15 protein-coding genes, 2 tRNA genes and 1 pseudogene are annotated in these 19,245 nt (G+C 70.3%); 13 read left to right on the top strand and 5 right to left on the bottom strand.

From position 1 onward, the window contains the following. Positions 1-30: 30 nt before the first annotated feature. Positions 31-2,991, top strand: coding sequence for an ATP-binding protein (locus LG396_RS01525; RefSeq protein WP_225793617.1), 2,961 nt, complete (start codon positions 31-33; stop codon positions 2,989-2,991). A 440-nt stretch (positions 2,992-3,431) separates the two neighbouring features. On the opposite strand, the gene LG396_RS01520 is transcribed toward LG396_RS01525, so the two are convergent. Continuing rightward, positions 3,432-4,556, bottom strand: a complete 1,125-nt coding sequence (locus LG396_RS01520; RefSeq protein ID WP_225793258.1) for a DUF4238 domain-containing protein — start codon at positions 4,554-4,556, stop codon at positions 3,432-3,434. 484 nt (positions 4,557-5,040) lie between these two features. Continuing rightward, on the bottom strand, positions 5,041-5,802 hold the full coding sequence (locus LG396_RS01515; RefSeq protein WP_225793257.1) for a GntR family transcriptional regulator: 762 nt from the start codon (positions 5,800-5,802) through the stop codon (positions 5,041-5,043). A 78-nt stretch (positions 5,803-5,880) separates the two neighbouring features. On the opposite strand from LG396_RS01515, the gene LG396_RS01510 reads away from it, so the two are divergent. From LG396_RS01510 to LG396_RS01495, 4 genes are all read left to right on the top strand, one after another. Beyond that, positions 5,881-6,165: a hypothetical protein gene (locus tag LG396_RS01510; RefSeq protein WP_225793256.1), complete on the top strand. Its 285-nt coding sequence runs from the start codon at positions 5,881-5,883 to the stop codon at positions 6,163-6,165. 454 nt (positions 6,166-6,619) lie between these two features. Continuing rightward, a complete protein-coding gene (locus LG396_RS01505) occupies positions 6,620-6,844 on the top strand; it encodes a hypothetical protein (protein WP_225793255.1) in 225 nt (74 codons plus the stop codon). 37 nt (positions 6,845-6,881) lie between these two features. Next, positions 6,882-7,262 carry a hypothetical protein gene (locus LG396_RS01500; protein WP_225793254.1) on the top strand — a complete coding sequence of 127 codons (381 nt, stop codon included), beginning with the start codon at positions 6,882-6,884 and terminating at the stop codon, positions 7,260-7,262. Positions 7,263-7,695: 433 nt separating this feature from the next. Beyond that, positions 7,696-9,324 carry a protein kinase domain-containing protein gene (locus LG396_RS01495; protein ID WP_225793253.1) on the top strand — a complete coding sequence of 543 codons (1,629 nt, stop codon included), beginning with the start codon at positions 7,696-7,698 and terminating at the stop codon, positions 9,322-9,324. A 102-nt stretch (positions 9,325-9,426) separates the two neighbouring features. Here the strand turns inward: LG396_RS01495 and LG396_RS01490 are convergent, their stop codons facing one another. After that, positions 9,427-10,251: an SAM-dependent methyltransferase gene (locus LG396_RS01490; RefSeq protein ID WP_225793616.1), complete on the bottom strand. Its 825-nt coding sequence runs from the start codon at positions 10,249-10,251 to the stop codon at positions 9,427-9,429. A gap of 392 nt (positions 10,252-10,643) precedes the next feature. Here LG396_RS01490 and LG396_RS01485 point away from each other — a divergent pair, with 392 nt between their 5' ends. From LG396_RS01485 to LG396_RS01475, 3 genes are all read left to right on the top strand, one after another. Further along, positions 10,644-10,853, top strand: a complete 210-nt coding sequence (locus tag LG396_RS01485; RefSeq protein WP_263978716.1) for a hypothetical protein — start codon at positions 10,644-10,646, stop codon at positions 10,851-10,853. A 354-nt stretch (positions 10,854-11,207) separates the two neighbouring features. Beyond that, entirely contained in the window at positions 11,208-12,332 is a 1,125-nt protein-coding gene (locus LG396_RS01480; protein ID WP_225793252.1) for an RNA polymerase sigma factor SigF, read from the top strand. A 435-nt stretch (positions 12,333-12,767) separates the two neighbouring features. Continuing rightward, positions 12,768-13,733 (top strand): RNA polymerase sigma factor SigF, encoded by a 966-nt coding sequence (locus LG396_RS01475; RefSeq protein WP_018841175.1) that lies wholly within the window; start codon positions 12,768-12,770, stop codon positions 13,731-13,733. Positions 13,734-14,071: 338 nt separating this feature from the next. Here LG396_RS01475 and LG396_RS01470 read toward each other — a convergent pair whose 3' ends face one another. Next, entirely contained in the window at positions 14,072-14,296 is a 225-nt protein-coding gene (locus LG396_RS01470; protein ID WP_225793251.1) for a hypothetical protein, read from the bottom strand. A gap of 155 nt (positions 14,297-14,451) precedes the next feature. On the opposite strand from LG396_RS01470, the pseudogene LG396_RS01465 reads away from it, so the two are divergent. After that, positions 14,452-15,981 (top strand): annotated as a pseudogene (locus LG396_RS01465) (MDR family MFS transporter); the annotation flags it as partial. Positions 15,982-16,020: 39 nt separating this feature from the next. Here LG396_RS01465 and LG396_RS01460 read toward each other — a convergent pair. Next, on the bottom strand, positions 16,021-16,821 hold the full coding sequence (locus LG396_RS01460) for a TetR/AcrR family transcriptional regulator (RefSeq protein ID WP_225793250.1): 801 nt from the start codon (positions 16,819-16,821) through the stop codon (positions 16,021-16,023). A 232-nt stretch (positions 16,822-17,053) separates the two neighbouring features. Here LG396_RS01460 and LG396_RS01455 point away from each other — a divergent pair. From LG396_RS01455 to LG396_RS01440, 4 genes are all read left to right on the top strand, one after another. Continuing rightward, positions 17,054-17,147: transfer RNA gene (locus LG396_RS01455), tRNA-Ser, on the top strand. A gap of 163 nt (positions 17,148-17,310) precedes the next feature. Continuing rightward, positions 17,311-17,383 (top strand) — tRNA-Arg (locus tag LG396_RS01450). Between the two features lie 88 nt (positions 17,384-17,471). After that, positions 17,472-17,906 (top strand): NUDIX hydrolase, encoded by a 435-nt coding sequence (locus tag LG396_RS01445; RefSeq protein WP_225793249.1) that lies wholly within the window; start codon positions 17,472-17,474, stop codon positions 17,904-17,906. A gap of 85 nt (positions 17,907-17,991) precedes the next feature. Beyond that, positions 17,992-19,203 (top strand): helix-turn-helix domain-containing protein, encoded by a 1,212-nt coding sequence (locus LG396_RS01440; RefSeq protein ID WP_225793248.1) that lies wholly within the window; start codon positions 17,992-17,994, stop codon positions 19,201-19,203. Positions 19,204-19,245 lie beyond the last annotated feature (42 nt).

Below are 19,245 nucleotides of genomic sequence, written 5' to 3'. Positions count from 1 at the left end.
TTCTGCACAGAGGGTTAGGCCGTGGCTACGATGCTGGTGGTGCGTGCGGTCGGTCGTTGGAAGGGGCACCGGATGGCGCAGCGGCGGCCCACGCGGCAGGAGCTGTTGCGGCGGCAGCGGCGGGGGAGCTTCATCGGGCGGGGTGAGCAGCTCGCGGCGTTCCGGGAGAACCTGGCGCGTGATCCGTTCGAGGGGGCGTCCCTCTTCCGTCACCTGTGGCACGTGCACGGTCAGAGCGGGGTGGGGAAGACGGCGCTTGTGCAGCAGTGGCGGCAGCAGGCGGAGGAGCGTGATCAGGTGGTGACCGCGGTCGTCGAGGACGATGTCCATGACGCGGTCGAGGCTATGGAGTCCATTGCCGTCTCGCTGCGCCGGCAGGGCGTGGAGCTTCGGGAGTTCGAGAAGAAGTTGGAGGAGTACCGCAAGCACCGGCACGAGGCTGCGCGCGCGGTCGTGGCGGATCCGGAAACGGCCGAGGGATCGCCTGTGGTGTCGGCGGGCAGCGCGGTCGCCGCTCGTGGGGCGTTGGTGGGCCTGGGTGCGGTGCCGGGAATCGGGGGACTGGCCGGTGTGCTGGACCCCGAACGAATGGCGATGGGGCTCGACCGGGTGTGGATGGCGTTGTCGGCCCGGCTGGGCGGGGTCGAGGGCGTGCAGTTGGTGATGTCGCCGCTGAAGGTGCTCACGCCTGTCTTCCTGAGGGATCTGGCGAAGGTGGCCGACGCGCGGGAGTTGGTGGTGCTGTTCTTCGATGTCTACGAACGCACCGGCCCCGTTCTGGACGCCTGGCTGCGCGAGATCACCTGCAAGGACGGCTACGGCGAGTTGGCAGCCAACGTCATCGTCGTGCTCGCTGGACAGGGACGGTTGAATCCGCAGTGCTGGGGCGACTGGGCCCAGGTCCTGACGGAGGTACCCCTGGAGGTCTTCACCGAGACCGAGGCCCGCGACCTTCTTGCCCGACGCGGTGTACGTGAGGAGTCCATCGTCGAGGTCATCTTGCGCCTGTCCGGCCGTCTCCCGGTCCTGGTGGACATGCTCGCCCAGCCACACCCCACCGCCCCGGGCGAGGTCATCGACCCATCCGAAACGGCCGTTGATCGCTTCCTCAGGTGGATCGGCGACCCCGCACGCCGGGCAGCAGCCCTGGCCTGCGCCCTGCCCCTCCAACTGGATGAGGACATCTATCACGCGGCTGTCCCCGGTGAGACCGCCGACTCCTATGCCTGGCTGCGGACGCTGCCCTTCATCCGCCAGCACCACGGCCAGGTCCGCTACCACGACACCGTCCGTGCCCTCATGCTCCGCCACCAGCGCACCCACACCCAGGGCCAATGGCGCGAACTCCACACCCGCCTCGCTGACCACCATCGGCAACGCCGGGACGCCATCGAAGAAGCATCCCCCGACGGCGACCTCGACCGTTGGCACGACGGAGAGTGGCGCGCTCACCACTTGGCCGAGACCTACCACCGCCTGTGCGCCAACCCGCGACACGCCCTGACCGCCGCTCTCGCGGAGACTATCCATGCCTGTGACCACGGCCTGCCCACGCTCCGCCGCTGGGCTCAGACTCTCCACCAGGCAAGCCAGGACACCAACGATCCCGCCCTTAGCCACTGGGGCCGGCGCCTGGCCGAAGCGGCGGATACTGGTGCCAACAGCACTCTGCCAGCCCTCGAACACCTCACCACCGCCCCCGGTCTCGACACCACCACCCAGGCGCGCGCCCACGCTCTCCTCGGCCGCGAGCACCACAACGCGGGCAACCGCCAAGAGGCCCTCGACGCATATGCACACGCCTTGGCCCTCGACCCGGAGACTGAACTAGCCCTCGCCGGACGCGGCGTGACCTACAGCCTCATGGGCGATCACGAGCGGGCGCTCGCTGACTTCGACCGCGCCCACAGCCTCGACCCCGACGACACCTGGGCCCTTACGATGCGCGGCATGGTCCACCGGCTCGGGGGCAATCACCAGCGGGCCCTCGCAGACTTCGACCGCGCCCACAGCCTCGACCCCGGCGACACCCAGGTCCTTACCCAGCGCGGCATGGTCCACCGGCTCGGGGGCAATCACGAGCGGGCCCTCGCTGACTTCGACCGCGCCCACAGCCTCGACCCCAACGACGCCCAGGTCCTTACGATGCGCGGCATGGTCCACCGGCTCGGGGGCAATCACCAGCGGGCCCTCGCAGACTTCGACCGCGCCCACAGCCTCGACCCCGACAACGCCCAGGTCCTCACCCAGCGCGGCATAACCCACCGGGAGATGGGCGGCCATGTCCCGGCCCTCGCAGACCTCGACCGCGCCCACAGCCTCGACCCCGACGACACCTGGGTCCTTACCCAGCGCGGCATGGTCCACCGGCTCGGGGGCAATCACCAGCGGGCGCTCGCAGACTTCGACCGCGCCCACAGCCTCGACCCCAACGACGCTTGGGTCCTCACGCTGCGCGGCATAACCCATTGGGAGCTGGACGGCCATGTGCCGGCCTTCGCAGACCTCGACCGCGCCCACGACCTCGACCCCAACGACGCCCAGGTCCTCACCCAGCGCGGCATGGTCCACCGGCTCGGGGGCAATCACGAGCGGGCCCTCGCTGACTTCGACCGCGCCCACGACCTCAACCCCAGCGACGCCTGGATTCTGTACGAGTTGGCCTTGTTGTACCGGCTCATGGGGCGGGAGGATGAGCACGAGTGCTGGCGTCAGGCGATATCCCTGCTCAAGAGCCAAGGAACCGGGCACGATCCTGACGCGGCTCACGCATGGGGCAATCTCATCGTCGTGGCGTGTGCGAAGCCCGACTGGGACCAGGCGCTAGCCGCTCTGGAACAGTTCCTGCGGCGAGAACCCACCTGGCGGCAGGTGAATGGCACCCTGAACGACCTGAGCCGCCTCGCAGAGGCGCTGCCGGTCGACGCGGCTCGGCTCCAGCGCGTACGAGAACAGCTGGAAACCGCACTGAGCTTGTCGTTAAACGGCTGAGGTCGAATCGTCCCTCGAAGTGGTTCGCGCCACCTGGGAGTCTGCCACATTTCGAAGCGGTGTACCGCCAACATGGACATCTCGCCGAAGACTCAACGCGACGAACTCCAGTGAGCACATGCGGAAATTGCACGCTCGGGATACAGCCGATGAACTTGGAAACTCGTTGGCAGGAGTCAGGCCAGCTCTGGAGGGGCCAGCCGTCGATGAGACTCGGACGGTATTGCATCGCACACAGTCCCCACGGCTGATCTAGATCGGGTGGTCGGCGGCTGTGAGAGGGGTTACGCGACTGCTCGATGTGCATTAGCGACCATCGAACCGCGGGCTATCACAGGTACATCGAGACGGGGGCGATCATTCTGTGGGCCAATCACCACGTCGCTTTCTATCATTTTCAAGACGCCGGCAGAGTGTAACGTATCCGTGCTTCAATCCTGCTATTTATACAACCACATGTTCGGCGCGGGGACGTGAAGTCCTTGGTCACAGAGAACGACGTCTGGACCCGCCGCGAAGGCGGATGATTGTTCTGTGCAGCAGCCGGGAGGCTCCAAATACTCGCCCTTAGGGGTCCGCTGCGAGCATCGAAGCCGCGTCTGTGCTCGTCGCCGGAACTTCTTGGTTCGGGGCATCCGGTCGCGCTGCTCCTCACTGGCGAAGATCATACGCTCCCGCCCCTGTTCCACGCCGGTTCGCACGATGCCCACGAGCTTTCCGGTGGCTTCACGTATGACGGCCTTCTCGCCTAGGAGATCATTACCCAGTGCCACGACGCGATGCGGGCTGATCGGCCAGAGGACGTAGGGCGCAGCAATCAGGCTTGGGCGTACGTTGCGCTTGAACGGGACAAGCACCGGTGCATCGCAGGTCATGAAGCGCCCCTGGTGGTCATGCCATACCTCAATCTGCCGAGTAGTAAGCACGTCGGCGGCTTCCCACATGGCCGAGAACAACAACTTGGTGTGGGTGCCCGCGGCCATGTGCGGGTTCTCGGGATCGTTCATCGGTTTGAATTGGCGTGGATTCTGTGCGACGAGCCAAGCGTTGTGCTGCTGACGAAGGCGGCGCTCTTGCAGGGTGCGCATGCGCTGGACAGCCATAGTGACACCAAGCGCGATCAGGTCATCGAAATTCAGCCCGTCTGGTTCTTCAAGTTTATTGAACAAATCTTGAACCCGCCGAAGTTCAGCGTCCACGACACCGAAGAGTAGCTCTACACGGTTGTGGGCAGTGCCATCCGGCCCGACGACCCGATAGAAGTCCTCTTCGACGCAGACGTCAGCAAGACCGAGTTTCTTCACCGCCCCCGTGGCGGTATCTAATGCCCACACCCGCTTAGTGCCCGCGGACCACTGGCGAAGATACGTCTTTGGGACGTAGTGGTGCCGACGGCTGACCGGGTCCTTACCCCGCTGCAAGCTCAACAATTTGTCCATGTAGTCACGTGAACGTCCATGCAGAGATCGGCCCCCCGCGGTGAGGGGGACCTTCCCCCACGGGTTCCGGACCCGCTCAACGAGCTTCCAGGCATCATCACCGAAAGCTTCGGCGTCTGTTGTCACGTCACCAAGGTAGTCACCCAACTGTCCCAGCGCTGCCGTTCAAGGGTGAGGACGGCTGCAGCGATTGAGGACATCCATTCAGCTGCACCGAAGATCTGCCACGTCTGCAGGCTGGTGCAACCCCGCTCGACCTGCGCATTGGCCCGAGCAGCGCGCGCCCGACGGTGCGTTCGCCGAGCCTGAGCACGCTTCCACGCCCGCGAGTGCGACGAGGCCGTGATGACGTCGCCTCGCTCGCTGGCAAACAGCCTTTCCGTCCTTGACTGTCCCGAACTCCCCCGCGCGCTCGCACAACATCCGCATGAGCGGCGGCGGGGCCGGCACGATGCGCACCAGACAATCCACACGCTGCATCAGGCCCCGCCGGGCATGCGCCTCGCCGGAGTCGGTCCACGCCTTGCGCATCGTAGGCCGAGTCTCCGCAAGTTCGATACGGTCCCAGCCCGTCGCCGGAAGAGTGCAGTCCGAGCGCCGCAGGCCCAGCTCACCCTTCGGGGTTTATCTCCAGTTCGTACACGATCTCCGCACGGGCGGCGGGAATGATGATGTCGGCAGTTTCGACCGGCCGTCCGTCGTCTGCGTAGTACGTGCGCTCGATGCGCGTGACGAGAGCCCCACGCGGGATGCCGAGCAGTTGCGCTTCGCGGGCTGACGCTTCTCCGGGCTCCGGCCGCTCGACGGAACGGCTCACCTCGACGCCGATCACGGCCATGCGCTCCAGCACGCCGCGGCCGGCATGCGGGCCGCCTTCCGGCAGCACGATGATCGTGCCGCCCGTGATGCTCAGCGGTTCCCAGCTTGACGAGAGCTGCACCGGCTTGCCCTCGGCCATGAACTCGTAATCCGTCCGGACACAGGGGTCGCCCTCCGTGATCCGAAGGCGGCCCGCGATGGCGGGTGGCGCCGGCACCTTCGCTTCGCTCTGGGCCTCCCAGGTTCCGGTCTTGCCGAGGTCGGCCATGTCCGCGCGAAAGGGCGAGCCGTCCCGCCGCGTGCGCTGGAGCGAGCGGACCATGCGCAGGCGCTCGCGCGGCTCGGCGACGTACGTGCCTGAGCCTGCACGTCCCTCCAGGAGGCCCTGGGAGATGAGTAGTTCCTGGGCGCGGCGGACCACTGCGTCGCCGACTCCGTAGTCAGCGGCGAGACGCGCCCGGGACGGCAGCCGCTCGCCCGGCGGCCACTCGCCGTCCGAGATGCGGCGCCGGAGCAGGTCAGCGATGCGGAGGTAGGGCGGCTGCTCAGGCATGTGGAAAATCTAGCTCACCAGCTTTAATCTAGATAGCTAGCTTTACTCACCGTGAGCCCTAGCTGGCGGAGGTTCCGCATGTCCCGACCCGAGGCCGTGGCCCGATCGATCGCGTCTGCGATCACCGCGGCTGGGCTCACCCCACACATCAAACGCCAGGCCGGTTCCATCCGTGTCGAGGCCGTCATGCCTGAAGCCATGTCGTGGGCGGCATGGGACCAGCTCTTAGCCGCGCTGGGCAGAGGCGACCGGTTCGGGATGGAAGTCAGTGCGCAGGGCTCCGTGGCGTGGGCCGTCGTCCTCACCGACACCCCACCGAGCGAACGCCCTGCCACACCTGAGGAAACCGGACCGCCGGCGTAGGGAGCTGTTTGTCATGAACCGATACCTCCTCCGAGCCTTAGAACGGGCGGCTCGCTGGCTCTTCCCAGCCACCGGACGCCACCGATCGGTTCCGCCTCCGCGGGTGAGCGGACACCTCGATGCCTCACCAGAGCCCCACAGGACGGCCGCGTACACCGAGGGCCATCCCAGCGCCCTCGTTCGCCCGTATCTCCTGGCACACGAGGCCCGTACGCGACAGAGCAACGCGCCAGGCCACACGCTTCCGCTCTGCCCTCGTTCGGGCACGGCGTATCTGGGCGGTGGCCAGGCGTGAGCTACCGGTCCCCCGTTTGTCACGTCGGGCAGCACCAGGAGTGCCGCCACGCCGGCCACAAGCAGCCACGAGCCACCGCCGGCATCTCCTACGAGCAGTGCGATTGCCCGTGTCACCGCGCCAGCGCCGAGCGCGCGGTGCCCGACGAAAGGGCCACGCATGGCGCGAAGTGAGAAGCAGGTCGCCATCGAGGTCGACGCGGCTTCGGTCCTCCTCGGCGACGAGATCCGGATAGGCGGTCGAGTCCTGAGCGTGCATGACCTCGTCCATCTCGCCGGAGGCGGCAAGCGGGTCACGTTCACGAGCGGCGAGACCTTGATCATCACCCCCACGACCACACTCACCGTCCTTCGGACGGCCAAGGGATGGGACGGACCATGCTGACCACGATCACCGATTCCCGCGTCGGAGGGCGAGAGCGTTGAGCTACGAGCGGGAAAAGACCGCCGCACCCTGCCCGGGGCTCCGCCTCTTGCCATGGGTGACCGAGACGGGCAAGCCCTGCTTCCTCAGCTCCGGAGACGGCGAGAGCGTACTCGCGCCCCTCGCCGATGCAACCGAGGAGGAACAACTGTGCGATGCCGATGCGGCGCGCAAGGATGTGCAGGAGGTGCTGAGCGACAGCACGGCAGGAGTGCCCGCGCTCCGCCGAGCGCTCGAAGCCTCCAACCGCGCGTTGGCCAACGCGCTGCGCGTCGCCGATAGCAGAGGTGCCCGTCTGGCGGACTATGAGGACGCTGACGACGACGGGGACGACGACCAGGGTGGAACTCCTGGTCCCCGGGCAGAAGCCTCAGGCTGAACGGGTGTGGGGAGGCTGCGTTACTGGTCTCACTTTTGGTCTCATTCACGAACGTCCGGCGCCGTTCACCAGGGTTCGCCCGACGCGGCCGGAACCCGCTCTGAACCTTCCTGAACGACCCCGTACAACCCTCTGACCAGCCCGAACAGACCTCGAAAGCGAGTGTGGGGGCAACTCCACCGTGGGTTCAAATCCCACCGCTACCGCAGGTAGGCGAAAGGGCGGACCCGACAAGGTCCGCCCTTCGTGCTGCCGGGGGTCCCGTTTCGGGCACCCGCGGGTGGAGTCCCCCCTCGTCCGCGGTTCCGCGGCGGACGGCGGGTCTGTCGGTCCGCGCGGCCCTTCGGTCCCGAACCGGGCTTGTCCACAGGCGTGGTTGGGGAGGTCGGCGGCCGTCTAGGGTGGATCCGACGGCCCCTCACCGGAGGCAGGGATGGAGCGCGGCACGCGCATAGCGGGCAAGTACGAAATGCGGGAGCGGCTGGGCCGGGGCGGCATGGGCGAGGTGTGGTCCGCGCGCGACCGCGACCTCCACCGCGACGTGGCCGTCAAGCTCCTGGTCCGCGACGACGCCGCACCCGACCTGCTGCACCGGTTCGAGCGGGAGGCCATCGCCGCCGCCCAGATCAACCACCCCAATGTGGTCTCTCTCTACGACCGGGGTGTCCACGACAGTCTCCAGTTCCTGGTGATGGAGCACGTGGACGGCGTCACGCTCGCCCGGCACATCCGCGAGCACGCCCCGCTGCCGCCGGCACGGGCGCTGGAGATCGCCCAGGAGATCTGTGCCGCCCTGGTCGCCGCCCACCTCGCCGATGTCGTCCACTACGACATCAAGCCGTCCAACGTCATGCTCACCCCCGACGGCCGGGTGAAGGTCGTGGACTTCGGCATCGCCGGGTTCACCCACAGCCACACGTTCACCGTCGTCCCCACCTCGGCGCTCTCCCCGGTCGGCACCGCACTGTACGGAGCGCCCGAACAGTTCCTGGACGAGCGCGGTGACCACCGCTCCGACCTCTACGCCCTGGGGGGCGTCCTCTTCGCCCTGCTCACCGGCGAGCCCCCGTTCGGGGAGGGCGGCGCGCTCTCCGTCATCCACCGCAAACTCAACGAGGAGCCCCGCCGGTTGCGCGATCTGCGCCCGGACGTTCCGGAACAGGTCGGCGCGCTCGTCGCCGAGCTGCTGCAACGCGATCCGGAGCGGCGGCCCCAGTCGGCCTCGGCGGTCCACGAACGCATGGAACGCCTCCGTTCCCCCGGAGCCGCCGCCACCGAGGGAGAACCCGGCACCGAGCGACTGGTCCCGCCCGCGGTGCGCCGGGTCGTCACCGCCCGGCTCCCGGAGCCGTACGGGACGGCGGAGACCGGAGCGGGCGCGGACGCGGGCGGGGGCGATGCGTTCGAGGTCAGGTGGACCGGCCGGGAGCCCGTTTCCAGCTACGTGACCTACCGTCGCCGACCGCCGGGGACGTGGCACTGGGCGGCCTTCGCGGTCCTCACCCTGGCGGCGCTCGGTCTGCTCATCCCGATGACGTTCATGTGGCTCGATCAGGGGCAGCTCAACTCGGACGGCGAAGTGCTGGCGTGGCTCGCCGTCCCGGCCGTTCCGCTGACCGTCCTGTACGGCCAATGGCTCATCAGGCGGACCCGCGCCTGGTCAGGGCACCACCGGTCCGTTCGGCACACCGCTCCCTGGTCGCTCCGGATCGACGCGGACGGCATCACCACCACCGACCGGCGCCGTGCCACGCCCTCCGACGGGCCCGCGGGTCGCCGGACGTACGCCTGGAGCCGGGTGGGAGCCTGCACGCTGGGATACGTGACGGAGTTCTCCGGAGGCCCCCGCTACAGCGCGCTCCAGATCGAGTACGGGGCCGGCAGCCGGCCGGCAGCCTCCTCGCCCCCCGCCGGGCTGTCCCACATCCGGCCGCCCCGGCCCCTGAACGAGCGCCGGCCGCTGTGCATCCTCGGCCCGCTCTCCGAGCCGCAGCACCACGCCTTGGTCACCGCCCTCGCCCGGCACGCCGGTGGTCGGTGGGACCCGGAATCCGGCGCATAGCGGGCCGCGCCCCGGTCGAGGGTCCGGCACCGGGCCGCCCGGCGGGGGACGGGGCAGTGGGCCGTCGGCCGGGGTTGCCTCAGCCCTCGCCGCGTACGCCCGTCAGGGCTTCACGCCGACGCCGCAGAAGTGGGTGACGTCCACGATGCGGCCCAGTTCGGCGTCCTCCCGGGGGCGCCAGCGGGAGCAGGACACCACGCCCGGCTCGACCAGCGTCACGCGGTCGAAGAGGCGCGCCAACTCGTCGCGCGTGCGCAGCCGCATGGGTGCGGTGCCCTGGGAGTTCCAGTAGTCCACGGCGCCCGTCATGGCCTCGCCGTCGACCTCCGTGGTGGGGTGCGAGACGACCAGGTGGCTGCCCGCGGGCACGCTGTCGAGGAGCCGGTGGACGATGTCCCGGGCCTGGTCGTCGTCGAGGACGAAGTTCAGGATGCCCAGCATGGTGATCGCCACGGGGCGGTCGAAGTCGAGGGTGCCGGCGGCTGCGCGCACGATGGCCTCCGGGTCGCGGACGTCCGCGTCTATGTACGCGGTCGCCCCCTCGGCGGTGCTCGTCAGCAGGGCGTGGGCGTGGGTGAGGACGAGCGGGTCGTTGTCCACGTAGACGATGCGGGACTCCGGCGCGACGCGCTGGGCGACCTCGTGGGTGTTGTCCACGGTCGGCAGGCCGGTGCCGATGTCGAGGAACTGCCGTACGCCCGCTTCGGCGGCCAGGTAGTGGACCGCGCGGGTGAGGAAGTGGCGGTCCGCGCGGGCGGAGCGGACCAACTCCGGTACGTAGGCCAGGATCTCGTCGCCGACGCGGCGGTCGACGTCGTAGTTGTCCTTGCCGCCGAGCCAGTAGTTCCAGATCCGCGCCGAGTGCGACACCGTCGAGTCGACGACGTCGAGGGGCGATAAGGGCTTCGGTGAGGCGTCGTCTGCCACGGCGGTCATCCCTGTCGGCATCGTCGGGTCGGCGGACCAACGGTCAACCTACAGCAGCGGGTTCGGCGGCGGGGAGGTGTGCCGGGGCCGGCCTGCGGAGGGGGAGGCGGCCCCGGGGGGAACCGGCCGCCTCCCCCCGCGGCGGGCGGGGCCGTACGACCGGCCGCGGCGAGGGGGGAGTGCCGCGGCGGACGCGCAGTGGCTCCGCCCCGAGCCCACCGGGGTCCTGCCAGGCCCGGCGGGCTCACCGTCCATGGTGCGCCGCGGGCGGCCCCGGGTGTGACCTGCAAAAGCCCTCTGTGACCGGGCCTTTAGTCCATAAAACGTGGGTACGACTCCAAGCGCGGATAGAATCATCGCGACTGCGCCTGGGGAGAGAGCAGGAAACGGGCGTGTGCCGCACAGGGGAGGCATCGACGCTCGTGGACTACAAGAAGATAGCGCTGGGGCTCGTCGGGCTCTTCGCCGTCTACTCGATCATCAGCTCCCCCTCGCAGGCGGCCGACGTCGTGCAGGTCGTCTTCGAGTGGATCTCGGAGCTGGCCAAGGGCATCGGCGACGTGATGTCCGACCTGCTGGACGACGCCTCCTCGTCGGAGTGACGCCGGGGGCCGTACGCCCCGTCCTCCCGGCCCGCGGCGGCCGCCCCGCGGGGTGCCCGCCCGGGCGCCGGGTGCCGGGCCGGCTGCCGGTCGGCTGCCCGCCCGGGTGATCGCCGACCACGCGATCGGCCGCGTACACCCGTACGCGATCAGCCCTCCTGCCTGGCCGAACGGCCCTCCGCCGGGGCCCGCGGCGGCGGCCAACTGGCCGCCAACACGGCAAATTACGGTGCTTGCACAGAGTGCGCATCTCTTGTGATGCTATGACCGCTTTGCCAGATTTTCCGGTCCCGGCTGCGGTACGCGCCGTGGCGCCGGTCGTCGTACGTCACGTGGTCGTGAAGGGGTGGTGGTGTGGTGCAGCCGTTGTCCGCGCGTACCGCCCCGCCTGCCCCTGGACCGCCGCCCGGGCCGCCCGGGCCGCCCGGGCCGCCCCCGCCGCCCGCCGCCGCGGCGCCCGCCCCGGGCCCGCCCGCGGCGGCTCCGGGCCGCCCGCCCGCTCCCGCCTCCGCTCCCGCCCCCACGGCGCCCCGGGCCCCGGCCCCCGCGCCCGGGTCGCCCAGGCCCGCAGGCCCTCAGGACGCCCCCGCCCCGGCTCCCGCCCCCGGCGGCTCCGCCGAGCCGGCCGCCGGGCCCGCGGGCCCCTCGGGCCCCGGAGACCCCGCGACCACCGGAGACCCCGCCGACCCGGTCGACACCACCGACCCCGAAGAGACCCGCAAGCCCGACTCCCGCGCCCTCACCCGCGCGCTCTTCGCCCAGCTCACAGCGCTCGAACCCGGCACCCCCGAGCACACCCGCGTCCGTACCGCGCTCATCGAGGCCAACCTGCCCCTCGTCCGCTACGCCGCCGCCCGCTTCCGCAGCCGCAACGAGCCCATGGAGGACGTCCTCCAGGTCGGCACCATCGGCCTCATCCACGCCATCGACCGCTTCGACCCGGCCCGCGGCGTGCAGTTCCCGACCTTCGCCATGCCCACGGTGGTGGGGGAGATCAAACGTTACTTCAGGGACAACGTCCGCACCGTCCACGTCCCCCGCCGGCTGCACGAGCTGTGGGCCCAGGTCAGCGGCGCCACCGAGGACCTGACCGTACGGCACGGCCGCGCGCCCACCACCGCCGAGATCGCCGCGCACCTGAAGGTCGGCGAGGACGAGGTACGGGCCTGCCGCGAGGCCGGCCGCTCGTACTACGCCACCTCCCTCGAAGCCGCCCAGGAGGGCGACGGCATGCCGGGGCTGCTGGACCGGCTCGGGTACGAGGACCCGGCGCTGGCCGGCGTCGAGCACCGCGACCTCGTACGGCATCTCCTCGTCCAACTGCCGGAGCGCGAGCAGCACATCCTCATGCTGCGCTACTACCGGAACATGACCCAGTCGCAGATCAGCGCGGAGCTCGGGCTGTCCCAGATGCACGTTTCCCGGCTGCTGTCGCGCAGCTTCGCACGACTGCGATCCGCAAACCGGATCGATTCCTAACCGGATCGGGTAGGACTCTTCGGGGTCGTCGCTGACGCCCAGGCTCCGTATCTGCGCGTATATGTCGACTTGGCGCTACAGCGCGTTGCCGACTTGTGACATTCTGCTGGAACGGTGTTTGGCGTGCCCCGGCACCCGGTATCTCAGTCGGAGGCTGCTTCTCTCGGCAGTCCGGCGGGAGTCGAGTCTCCACCGGTACAAACGGGAGGGGCGGCCTGGAACCGTCCGCGACCTCAAGGGGGTGGCATGTCCGCAGAACTGGGCAGCTCGCAGATGCTCACCGAAGTCGCGCCTCTCGGCGCACAAGCGGCTTTCCCCGACGCCCGGGCCGCCACGGCCCAGGGCCCGGACCGTACCCTGGCCCCGTCTCCCGACCCGGCGGCAGCCGGCCACGCCCCGGCGCCACCCGCGCCCCCACCACTACACGGGGCCGCGGTGCCCGAGGCCGGGCCCGACGCCGCCCCGGCCGCCACCGCCGCCCCGGGGCCCGCCGTGCCGGGCGCCACCGGGACGGCCCCCGTCGTGCCGGCCCCCGCCGCCCCGGCGGACGACGCCGACCCGGGCCCCGACGCGCCCCCCGACCCGGACGCCGCGCCCGAGCCCGCGGCCGCCGAGGCCGGCACCTCGACCTCGGGCAGCCTCGACACCCGTACGCTCTCCCGCGCCCTCTTCCTCCGCCTCGCCGAGCTGCCCCCCGGGGACAGCCCCGAGCGGTCGTACGTGCGCGACACCCTGATCGAGCTGAACCTGCCCCTCGTGCGGTACGCGGCGGCCCGCTTCCGCAGCCGCAACGAGCCGATGGAGGACATCGTCCAGGTCGGCACCATCGGCCTGATCAAGGCGATCGACAGGTTCGACTGCCGGCGCGGCACCGAGTTCCCGACCTTCGCCATGCCCACGGTGATCGGCGAGATCAAGCGCTACTTCCGGGACACCAGCTGGTCCGTGCGCGTCCCGCGCCGGCTCCAGGAGCTGCGCCTGGCGCTCACCAAGGCGAGCGACGACCTCGCGCAGCAGCTGGACCGCTCCCCGACCGTGCCGGAACTCGCCCAGTACCTGGGGGTGTCCGACGAGGACGTGGTCGACGGCCTCGCCGTCGGCAACGCGTACACGGCCAGCTCCCTCGACTCCCCCGCCCCGGAGGAGGACGGCGGAGAGGGCTCGCTCGCGGACCGCCTCGGGTACGAGGACACGGCGCTGGAGGGCGTGGAGTACCGCGAGTCGCTGAAGCCGCTGCTGGCCCAACTCCCGGCGCGGGAGCGGCGGATCATCATGCTGCGGTTCTTCGGGAACATGACGCAGTCCCAGATCGGCGACGAGGTGGGCATCTCGCAGATGCACGTCTCCCGGCTGCTGACGCGGACGCTCGCGCAGCTGCGGGCAGGGCTGATCGCGGACTGACGACGGGGGCCGGCGCGGGGCCGGCCCCGGCTCGTAGAACGCGGTGGCGAGGACCACGGCGGCGGGGCGGCCGCAGCGCCCGTGGGCCGCAGCGCTCCCGGGACCTCAGCACCCGAGGGTCCCGGCGCTCCCGAGGGGCCGCAGCGCCCGTGGGCCGTACGCCGTACGCGACGGGCCGTAGACGGCGCCGTACGCCGCGTCTACGGGAGCACGGAAGGCAGGGCCGCCCGAAGGCCGCCCGCGGCTACGAGAACGCGCACCCCGGGACTCCGCGGGCCCGGCGGGCCGGGCCCGAACTCGGGCCTCCGCACCCCGCGTTCAGGCTTCCGGCGGCAGGCTCAGCCCACCGCGAGCCACACCACTCCCGCCAGCACCGCCACCGCGACGATGATCCCGACGATCAGCCCCACCCGCGGCCCCGAGCTGGCCGCCGCGGCCGCCGGCTGCTGCGGCCGCCGCGCCTGCGGGCCGCCGCCCTCGTCCACGAAGGCGCGGAACATCTGGGTGCTCCCGGCCGGGTCGTAGTTGGGATCGGGCTGTTGACCTTGCGGATTGTGAGCCATGGAGCAGGACACTAGCGAACGCCCCGCACGCCTGTCAGCGGGGGGAAGCTCCCCTTCCGGTCGCCTCCGCCCGCCTCGCCCCGGCTTCGATTGCCTTCGGCAACCATTCGTCATACAGTTGCTTAGTGCAACAAACTAAAGTCGAATCTCCCGGCATGACTCACCGGCAGATACTGGAGGCCCTCTCCGGCCTGCTGCTCGGCATGTTCGTGGCCATCCTCTCCTCGACCATCGTCAGCAACGCCCTCCCCCGGATCATCGCGGACCTCGACGGCACGCAGAGCGCGTACAGCTGGGTCGTCACCGCCGCCCTGCTCGCGATGACCGCCTCCACCCCCCTCTGGGGCAAGCTCGCCGACCTCGCCAGCAAGAAGTTCCTGGTCCAGCTCGCCCTCGTGATCTACGTCGCCGGCTCGATCGTCGCCGGCCTCAGCCAGAGCACGGGCATGCTCATCGCCTGCCGCGTCGTCCAGGGCATCGGCGTCGGCGGTCTCAGCGCCCTCGCCCAGATCATCCTGGCCGCGATGATCTCCCCGCGCGAACGCGGCCGTTACAGCGGCTACCTCGGCGCCACCTTCGCCGTCGCCACCGTCGGCGGCCCCATCCTCGGCGGCGTGATCACCGACACCAGCTGGCTGGGCTGGCGCTGGTGCTTCTACATCGGGATCCCGTTCGCGATCCTCGCGCTCGTCGTCCTGCAGAAGACCCTGCGGCTGCCGGTCGTGCGCCGGAAGGTGTCGATCGACTGGCGCGGCGCCGTGCTGATGAGCGCCTCCGTCTCGCTGCTGCTGATCTGGGTCACGCTGGCGGGCGAGTCGTACGCGTGGCTGTCCTGGCAGACGTTCGCGATGACCGGCGGCGCGATCGCCCTCGGACTCGCGTTCCTGTGGGTCGAGACCTGGGTGCCGGAGCCCGTCCTCCCGCTGCGCCTCTTCCGCAACCGCACCATCACCCTCGCCTCGCTCGCGTCCCTCTTCGTCGGCATCGCGATGTTCGGCGCGACGGTCTTCCTGAGCCAGTACTTCCAGCTCGCCCGCGGCGAGACCCCGACGAAGTCGGGCCTGCTGACCATCCCCATGATCATGGGGATCTTCCTGGCGTCGACGATCTCCGGGTGGGTCATCACCCGCACCGGCCGCTGGAAGGTCTGGCTCGTCGCCGGCGGGCTGCTGCTCACCTCGGGGCTGAGCCTGCTGGGCACCATGCGCTACGACACCCCGTACTGGCACATCGCCGTCTTCATGGCCGCCCTCGGCACGGGCATCGGCATGATGATGCAGAACCTGGTCCTGTGCACCCAGAACCAGGTCGACCCCGCCGACCTCGGCGCCGCCAGCTCGGCCGTCGCGTTCTTCCGCTCCCTGGGCGGCGCGGTCGGCGTCTCCGCCCTCGGCGCCGTCCTCGGCAGCCGCATCTCCGGCTACATGCGCGACGGCATGACCGACCTCGGCATCCCCCCGGCCCGCGCCGCGAGCGAGGCGGGCGGCGACGGCACGGCGATCCCGAACCTCGCGGAACTGCCGGTGCCGGTGCGCACGGTGGTGGAGAGCTCGTACGGGCACGGACTCGCGGACATCTTCCTGTATGCGGCCCCGGCGGCGCTGCTGGCGTTCGTGATGGTGGCGTGCATCAAGGAGGTGGCGCTGCGGACGCGCAGCGGCCTGCAGCAGGCGGGCTCGCCGGAGCGCAGGGAGACACCGCTGAAGGCGCGGGTCTAGGCCCCCTCACGCGGGCGTGATGGTGGGCCGCACCTGCTCGGCGACGCGGTCACGCATGGCCGCCAGGCCGGCGAGGACGCACTCCAGGGCGAAGTTGAAGTCGCGGTCGCGCTGCTCGTGCCCGGCGGGCAACACGGCCGGCACCGGATCCACGGCCGCCGGCGGCTGCACGTACTCGGGATGCTCGCGCAGCGTCCGTACGAACTCGCCGTAGCACTCGTCCTCCGTCACCCCCGCCGCCCGGCACAGCTCCGCCAGCCGCCCGCCGGCGCCCCCGAACCCGTACGAGAACGGGAACAGCAGCGACAGCCCGCCCGTCAGCGCCTCCTCCGGCAACCCGGCGCGCCGCATCGCCCGCTGCGCGGCGGCGACGCACGCCATGGCGTGGGGCCCGACGTTCAGGTACTCGCCGGCGAGGCGGGAGACCCAGGGGTGGGCGACGAGGATGCGCCGGTGCTCGTGCGCGAGCTGGCGGAGCTGCGCGACCCAGTCGCCGCCGTCCTCGCCGGGGAGGTCCAGCTCGGCGTAGGCGTGGTCGAGGGCCAGCTCCAGGAGCTCGTCCTTGGTGTCGACGTACCAGTAGACGGACATGGCCGTGACGCCCAGCTCGGCGGCGAGCCGGCGCATCGACAGCCGCCCCAGCCCTTCGGCGTCGAGCAACCGCACGGTGGCCTCGACGATCTTCCCCAGATCCAGCCCGTCGGCCTCCCCCACGGCGGGCGCGTACCCCCTGCGCCGCCCCTTCGCCCGCCCGGTGAGCCAGATGCTCACGCGGGCGCCGCGGACCTTGCTGCGGACGGACGCCATCGTGCGCCTCCCAGCGGTGCTGTCGCATCGTGACCATCGGCCTACGAACCGAAACGGCCCGTACACCGATGCTATGCCCGCTCCGCCCCGCCTCCTCCCCTTCGCCCCGACCCGGCACTCCGACAAGGGCTTTGCCCCGGCGGCATGGTGACCGGTACGGTAGGTGCGATTGGCAGCGGCCCCGCCGCCTGTGCCATCATCTGCACACACCTGCTTGACCGGCAGGTGTGCGGGAGGCGTCGCCTAGTCTGGTCTATGGCGCCGCACTGCTAATGCGGTTTGGGGTTTACCCCCCATCGAGGGTTCAAATCCCTCCGCCTCCGCCATCGCACCAGCGAGCCCGTGCCCCGCGGCGCGGGCTCTCTGCATGCCGTGGCGACGACGGTTTCCGCAGGTCGGCGGGGGTGCGGGAATCGGATTTCACCTGGCGCGGAGGGTCATGTAAGGTTGTTCCCGCAACGCAGCCGGGCCGTTAATGCCCGAAAGCAAGCGCTCGTAGCTTAACGGATAGAGCATCTGACTACGGATCAGAAGGTTGCAGGTTCGAATCCTGCCGAGCGCGCACCACCCGAAAGCCCCGCAGCCCCTGCGGGGCTTTTCGCATGCCGCCGGCGACACCGTCACCGGCACGGCCGAGGGGACCGAGGACCGTGAGTAGCGCAGAGCGCCCCCACTCCGTGAGCGTCGCCGGAGTCATCGTCGACGACGAGGGCCGGGCCCTGCTCATCCAGCGCCGGGACAACGGCCGGTGGGAGCCGCCCGGCGGAGTCCTGGAGCCCAGGGAGACGGTCCCGCAGGCGCTTCAGCGGGAGGTGCTGGAGGAGACGGGACTGACGATCGCCCTGCCCGCCGCCCTCACCGGCGTGTACAAGAACATGACGGGCCTGATCGTCTCGCTCGTCTTCCGCTGCAACGCCACAGACGGCACGCCGACCACCGGTGACGAGACCTACGCCCTCCGCTGGGCCACCCGCGCCGAGGTCACCGAACTCGCCGACGAGGCTTACGCGATCCGCGTCCTGGACGCACTCGACGCCCCATCGCCGCCGGCCGTGCGCGCGCATGACGGTGTGAGACTCCTCTAGCTCGAACCCGGATTCCATGGCGGCACATCTCGCCTGCCGTACAGCAGGGCTCACCGCGGGCCCCGCCCGCGCGTACCGTGACAGCGTGGCAAACGAAGACCTGGGACGAACCCTCCGTCGTCTCCGCCGTCTGGCCTCCCTGACGCAAGAGGGGCTGGCCGAGCGCTCCGGTGTGTCCGTTGATGTGATCCGTCATCTTGAGCAGGGGCGGAAGCACTCGGCGCGCCTGCCGACGCTGCACGCGCTGGCGAACGGTCTCGGTGTGGAGCTGACGACGCTCCTGGGCGACCCACCCGCGGTCGCGTCCACGGGCGAGAGCGACGGACCGCGCTTCGTCGCCGTACGCCGTGCCATCATGCCGGCGCTCTGGAAGCAGGAGCCGGAGCCGGTTCCAGGCCTCTCCCCGGGCAGGCTGCGCGATCAGATCGCGGAGAGCTGGACGCAGTACCACTCCGCCGAGTTCGACACGGTGATGAAGGCGCTCCCGGACCTGATCTCGGATGCGCGCAGCGCCACGGCTTCGAGCGACGAAGACGACCGCAGAGGTGCCTTCGCCGCCCTGGGGAAAGTGCTTCAACTCGCCGGACACGTAGCCGTACGCATGGGGAAGACGGACCTCGCGCTCATCAGCCTGGAGCGCGCGATAGATGCCGCGGAGCAGTCCTCGGACCCACTGCTCGTACCGATGATCGTCAACTCCACGGCGTGGACCTACCAGCGGCAGGGACGCCTCGAAGACGCCCTGAGCGTGGCGCTGCGCGCCGCCGACGACCTGCTGAAGGCGGGTCGTGCCGACACCGCTGACGGCCTGAAGGTGTGGGGCGCGCTGACCATGAGCGCCGCCACGTCGGCAGCACGCAGCGGCCACTACGAGCGCGCAGCCGCGATGATGCAGACGGCGGAAAAGGAAGCCGCTCGCGTCGCGAAGCTGCCCGACGCCGGCGACAACCGCATGGTGAGCGTCTTCAGCCCTTCCTCGGTACGCATCGAACGTGTCCGACTCGCGGTCCAGTACGGGCATCCCCAGGATGCGCTGGCCCTGGCCAAGGGGATGCGGCTGAGCAAGGACACGCCACCGTCGTGGCGGACGTGGCTCCTGCTGGACGTGGCGCGCGCCCACACGGACATCGGCGACGCGGCCGGCGCGGTGAAGACTCTGGAGTCACTGCGACGCGTGGCGCCGACGTGGATGCAGCACCACACGCTGGCCGTGGCCATCGTGCGCGACCTCTGGACGCTCCCCAACCACCCGCCGGGCCTCCGGCCGTTGGCGGAGTTCCTGGGGGTCAGCGAATAGCCTGCTGAAAGTGGGACGTTACGCCCCTGTCAGCGTGCCCGG

Source organism: Streptomyces aculeolatus (assembly GCF_020400605.1).
GTDB classification, from domain to species: domain Bacteria; phylum Actinomycetota; class Actinomycetes; order Streptomycetales; family Streptomycetaceae; genus Streptomyces; species Streptomyces aculeolatus.
The sequence above is the reverse complement of the archived record's forward strand: the minus strand, read 5'-3'. Positions and strand labels throughout refer to the sequence as shown.

Excerpts from the sequence above, each read along its gene's own strand:
- LG396_RS01525 (WP_225793617.1), top strand. The coding sequence starts at position 31 with ATGCTGGTGGTGCGTGCGGTCGGTCGTTGGAAGGGGCACCGGATGGCG.
- LG396_RS01515 (WP_225793257.1), bottom strand. The coding sequence starts at position 5,802 with ATGCCTGAGCAGCCGCCCTACCTCCGCATCGCTGACCTGCTCCGGCGC.
- LG396_RS01510 (WP_225793256.1), top strand. The coding sequence starts at position 5,881 with ATGTCCCGACCCGAGGCCGTGGCCCGATCGATCGCGTCTGCGATCACC.
- LG396_RS01505 (WP_225793255.1), top strand. The coding sequence starts at position 6,620 with ATGGCGCGAAGTGAGAAGCAGGTCGCCATCGAGGTCGACGCGGCTTCG.
- LG396_RS01495 (WP_225793253.1), top strand. The coding sequence starts at position 7,696 with ATGGAGCGCGGCACGCGCATAGCGGGCAAGTACGAAATGCGGGAGCGG.
- LG396_RS01470 (WP_225793251.1), bottom strand. The coding sequence starts at position 14,296 with ATGGCTCACAATCCGCAAGGTCAACAGCCCGATCCCAACTACGACCCG.
- LG396_RS01460 (WP_225793250.1), bottom strand. The coding sequence starts at position 16,821 with ATGGCGTCCGTCCGCAGCAAGGTCCGCGGCGCCCGCGTGAGCATCTGG.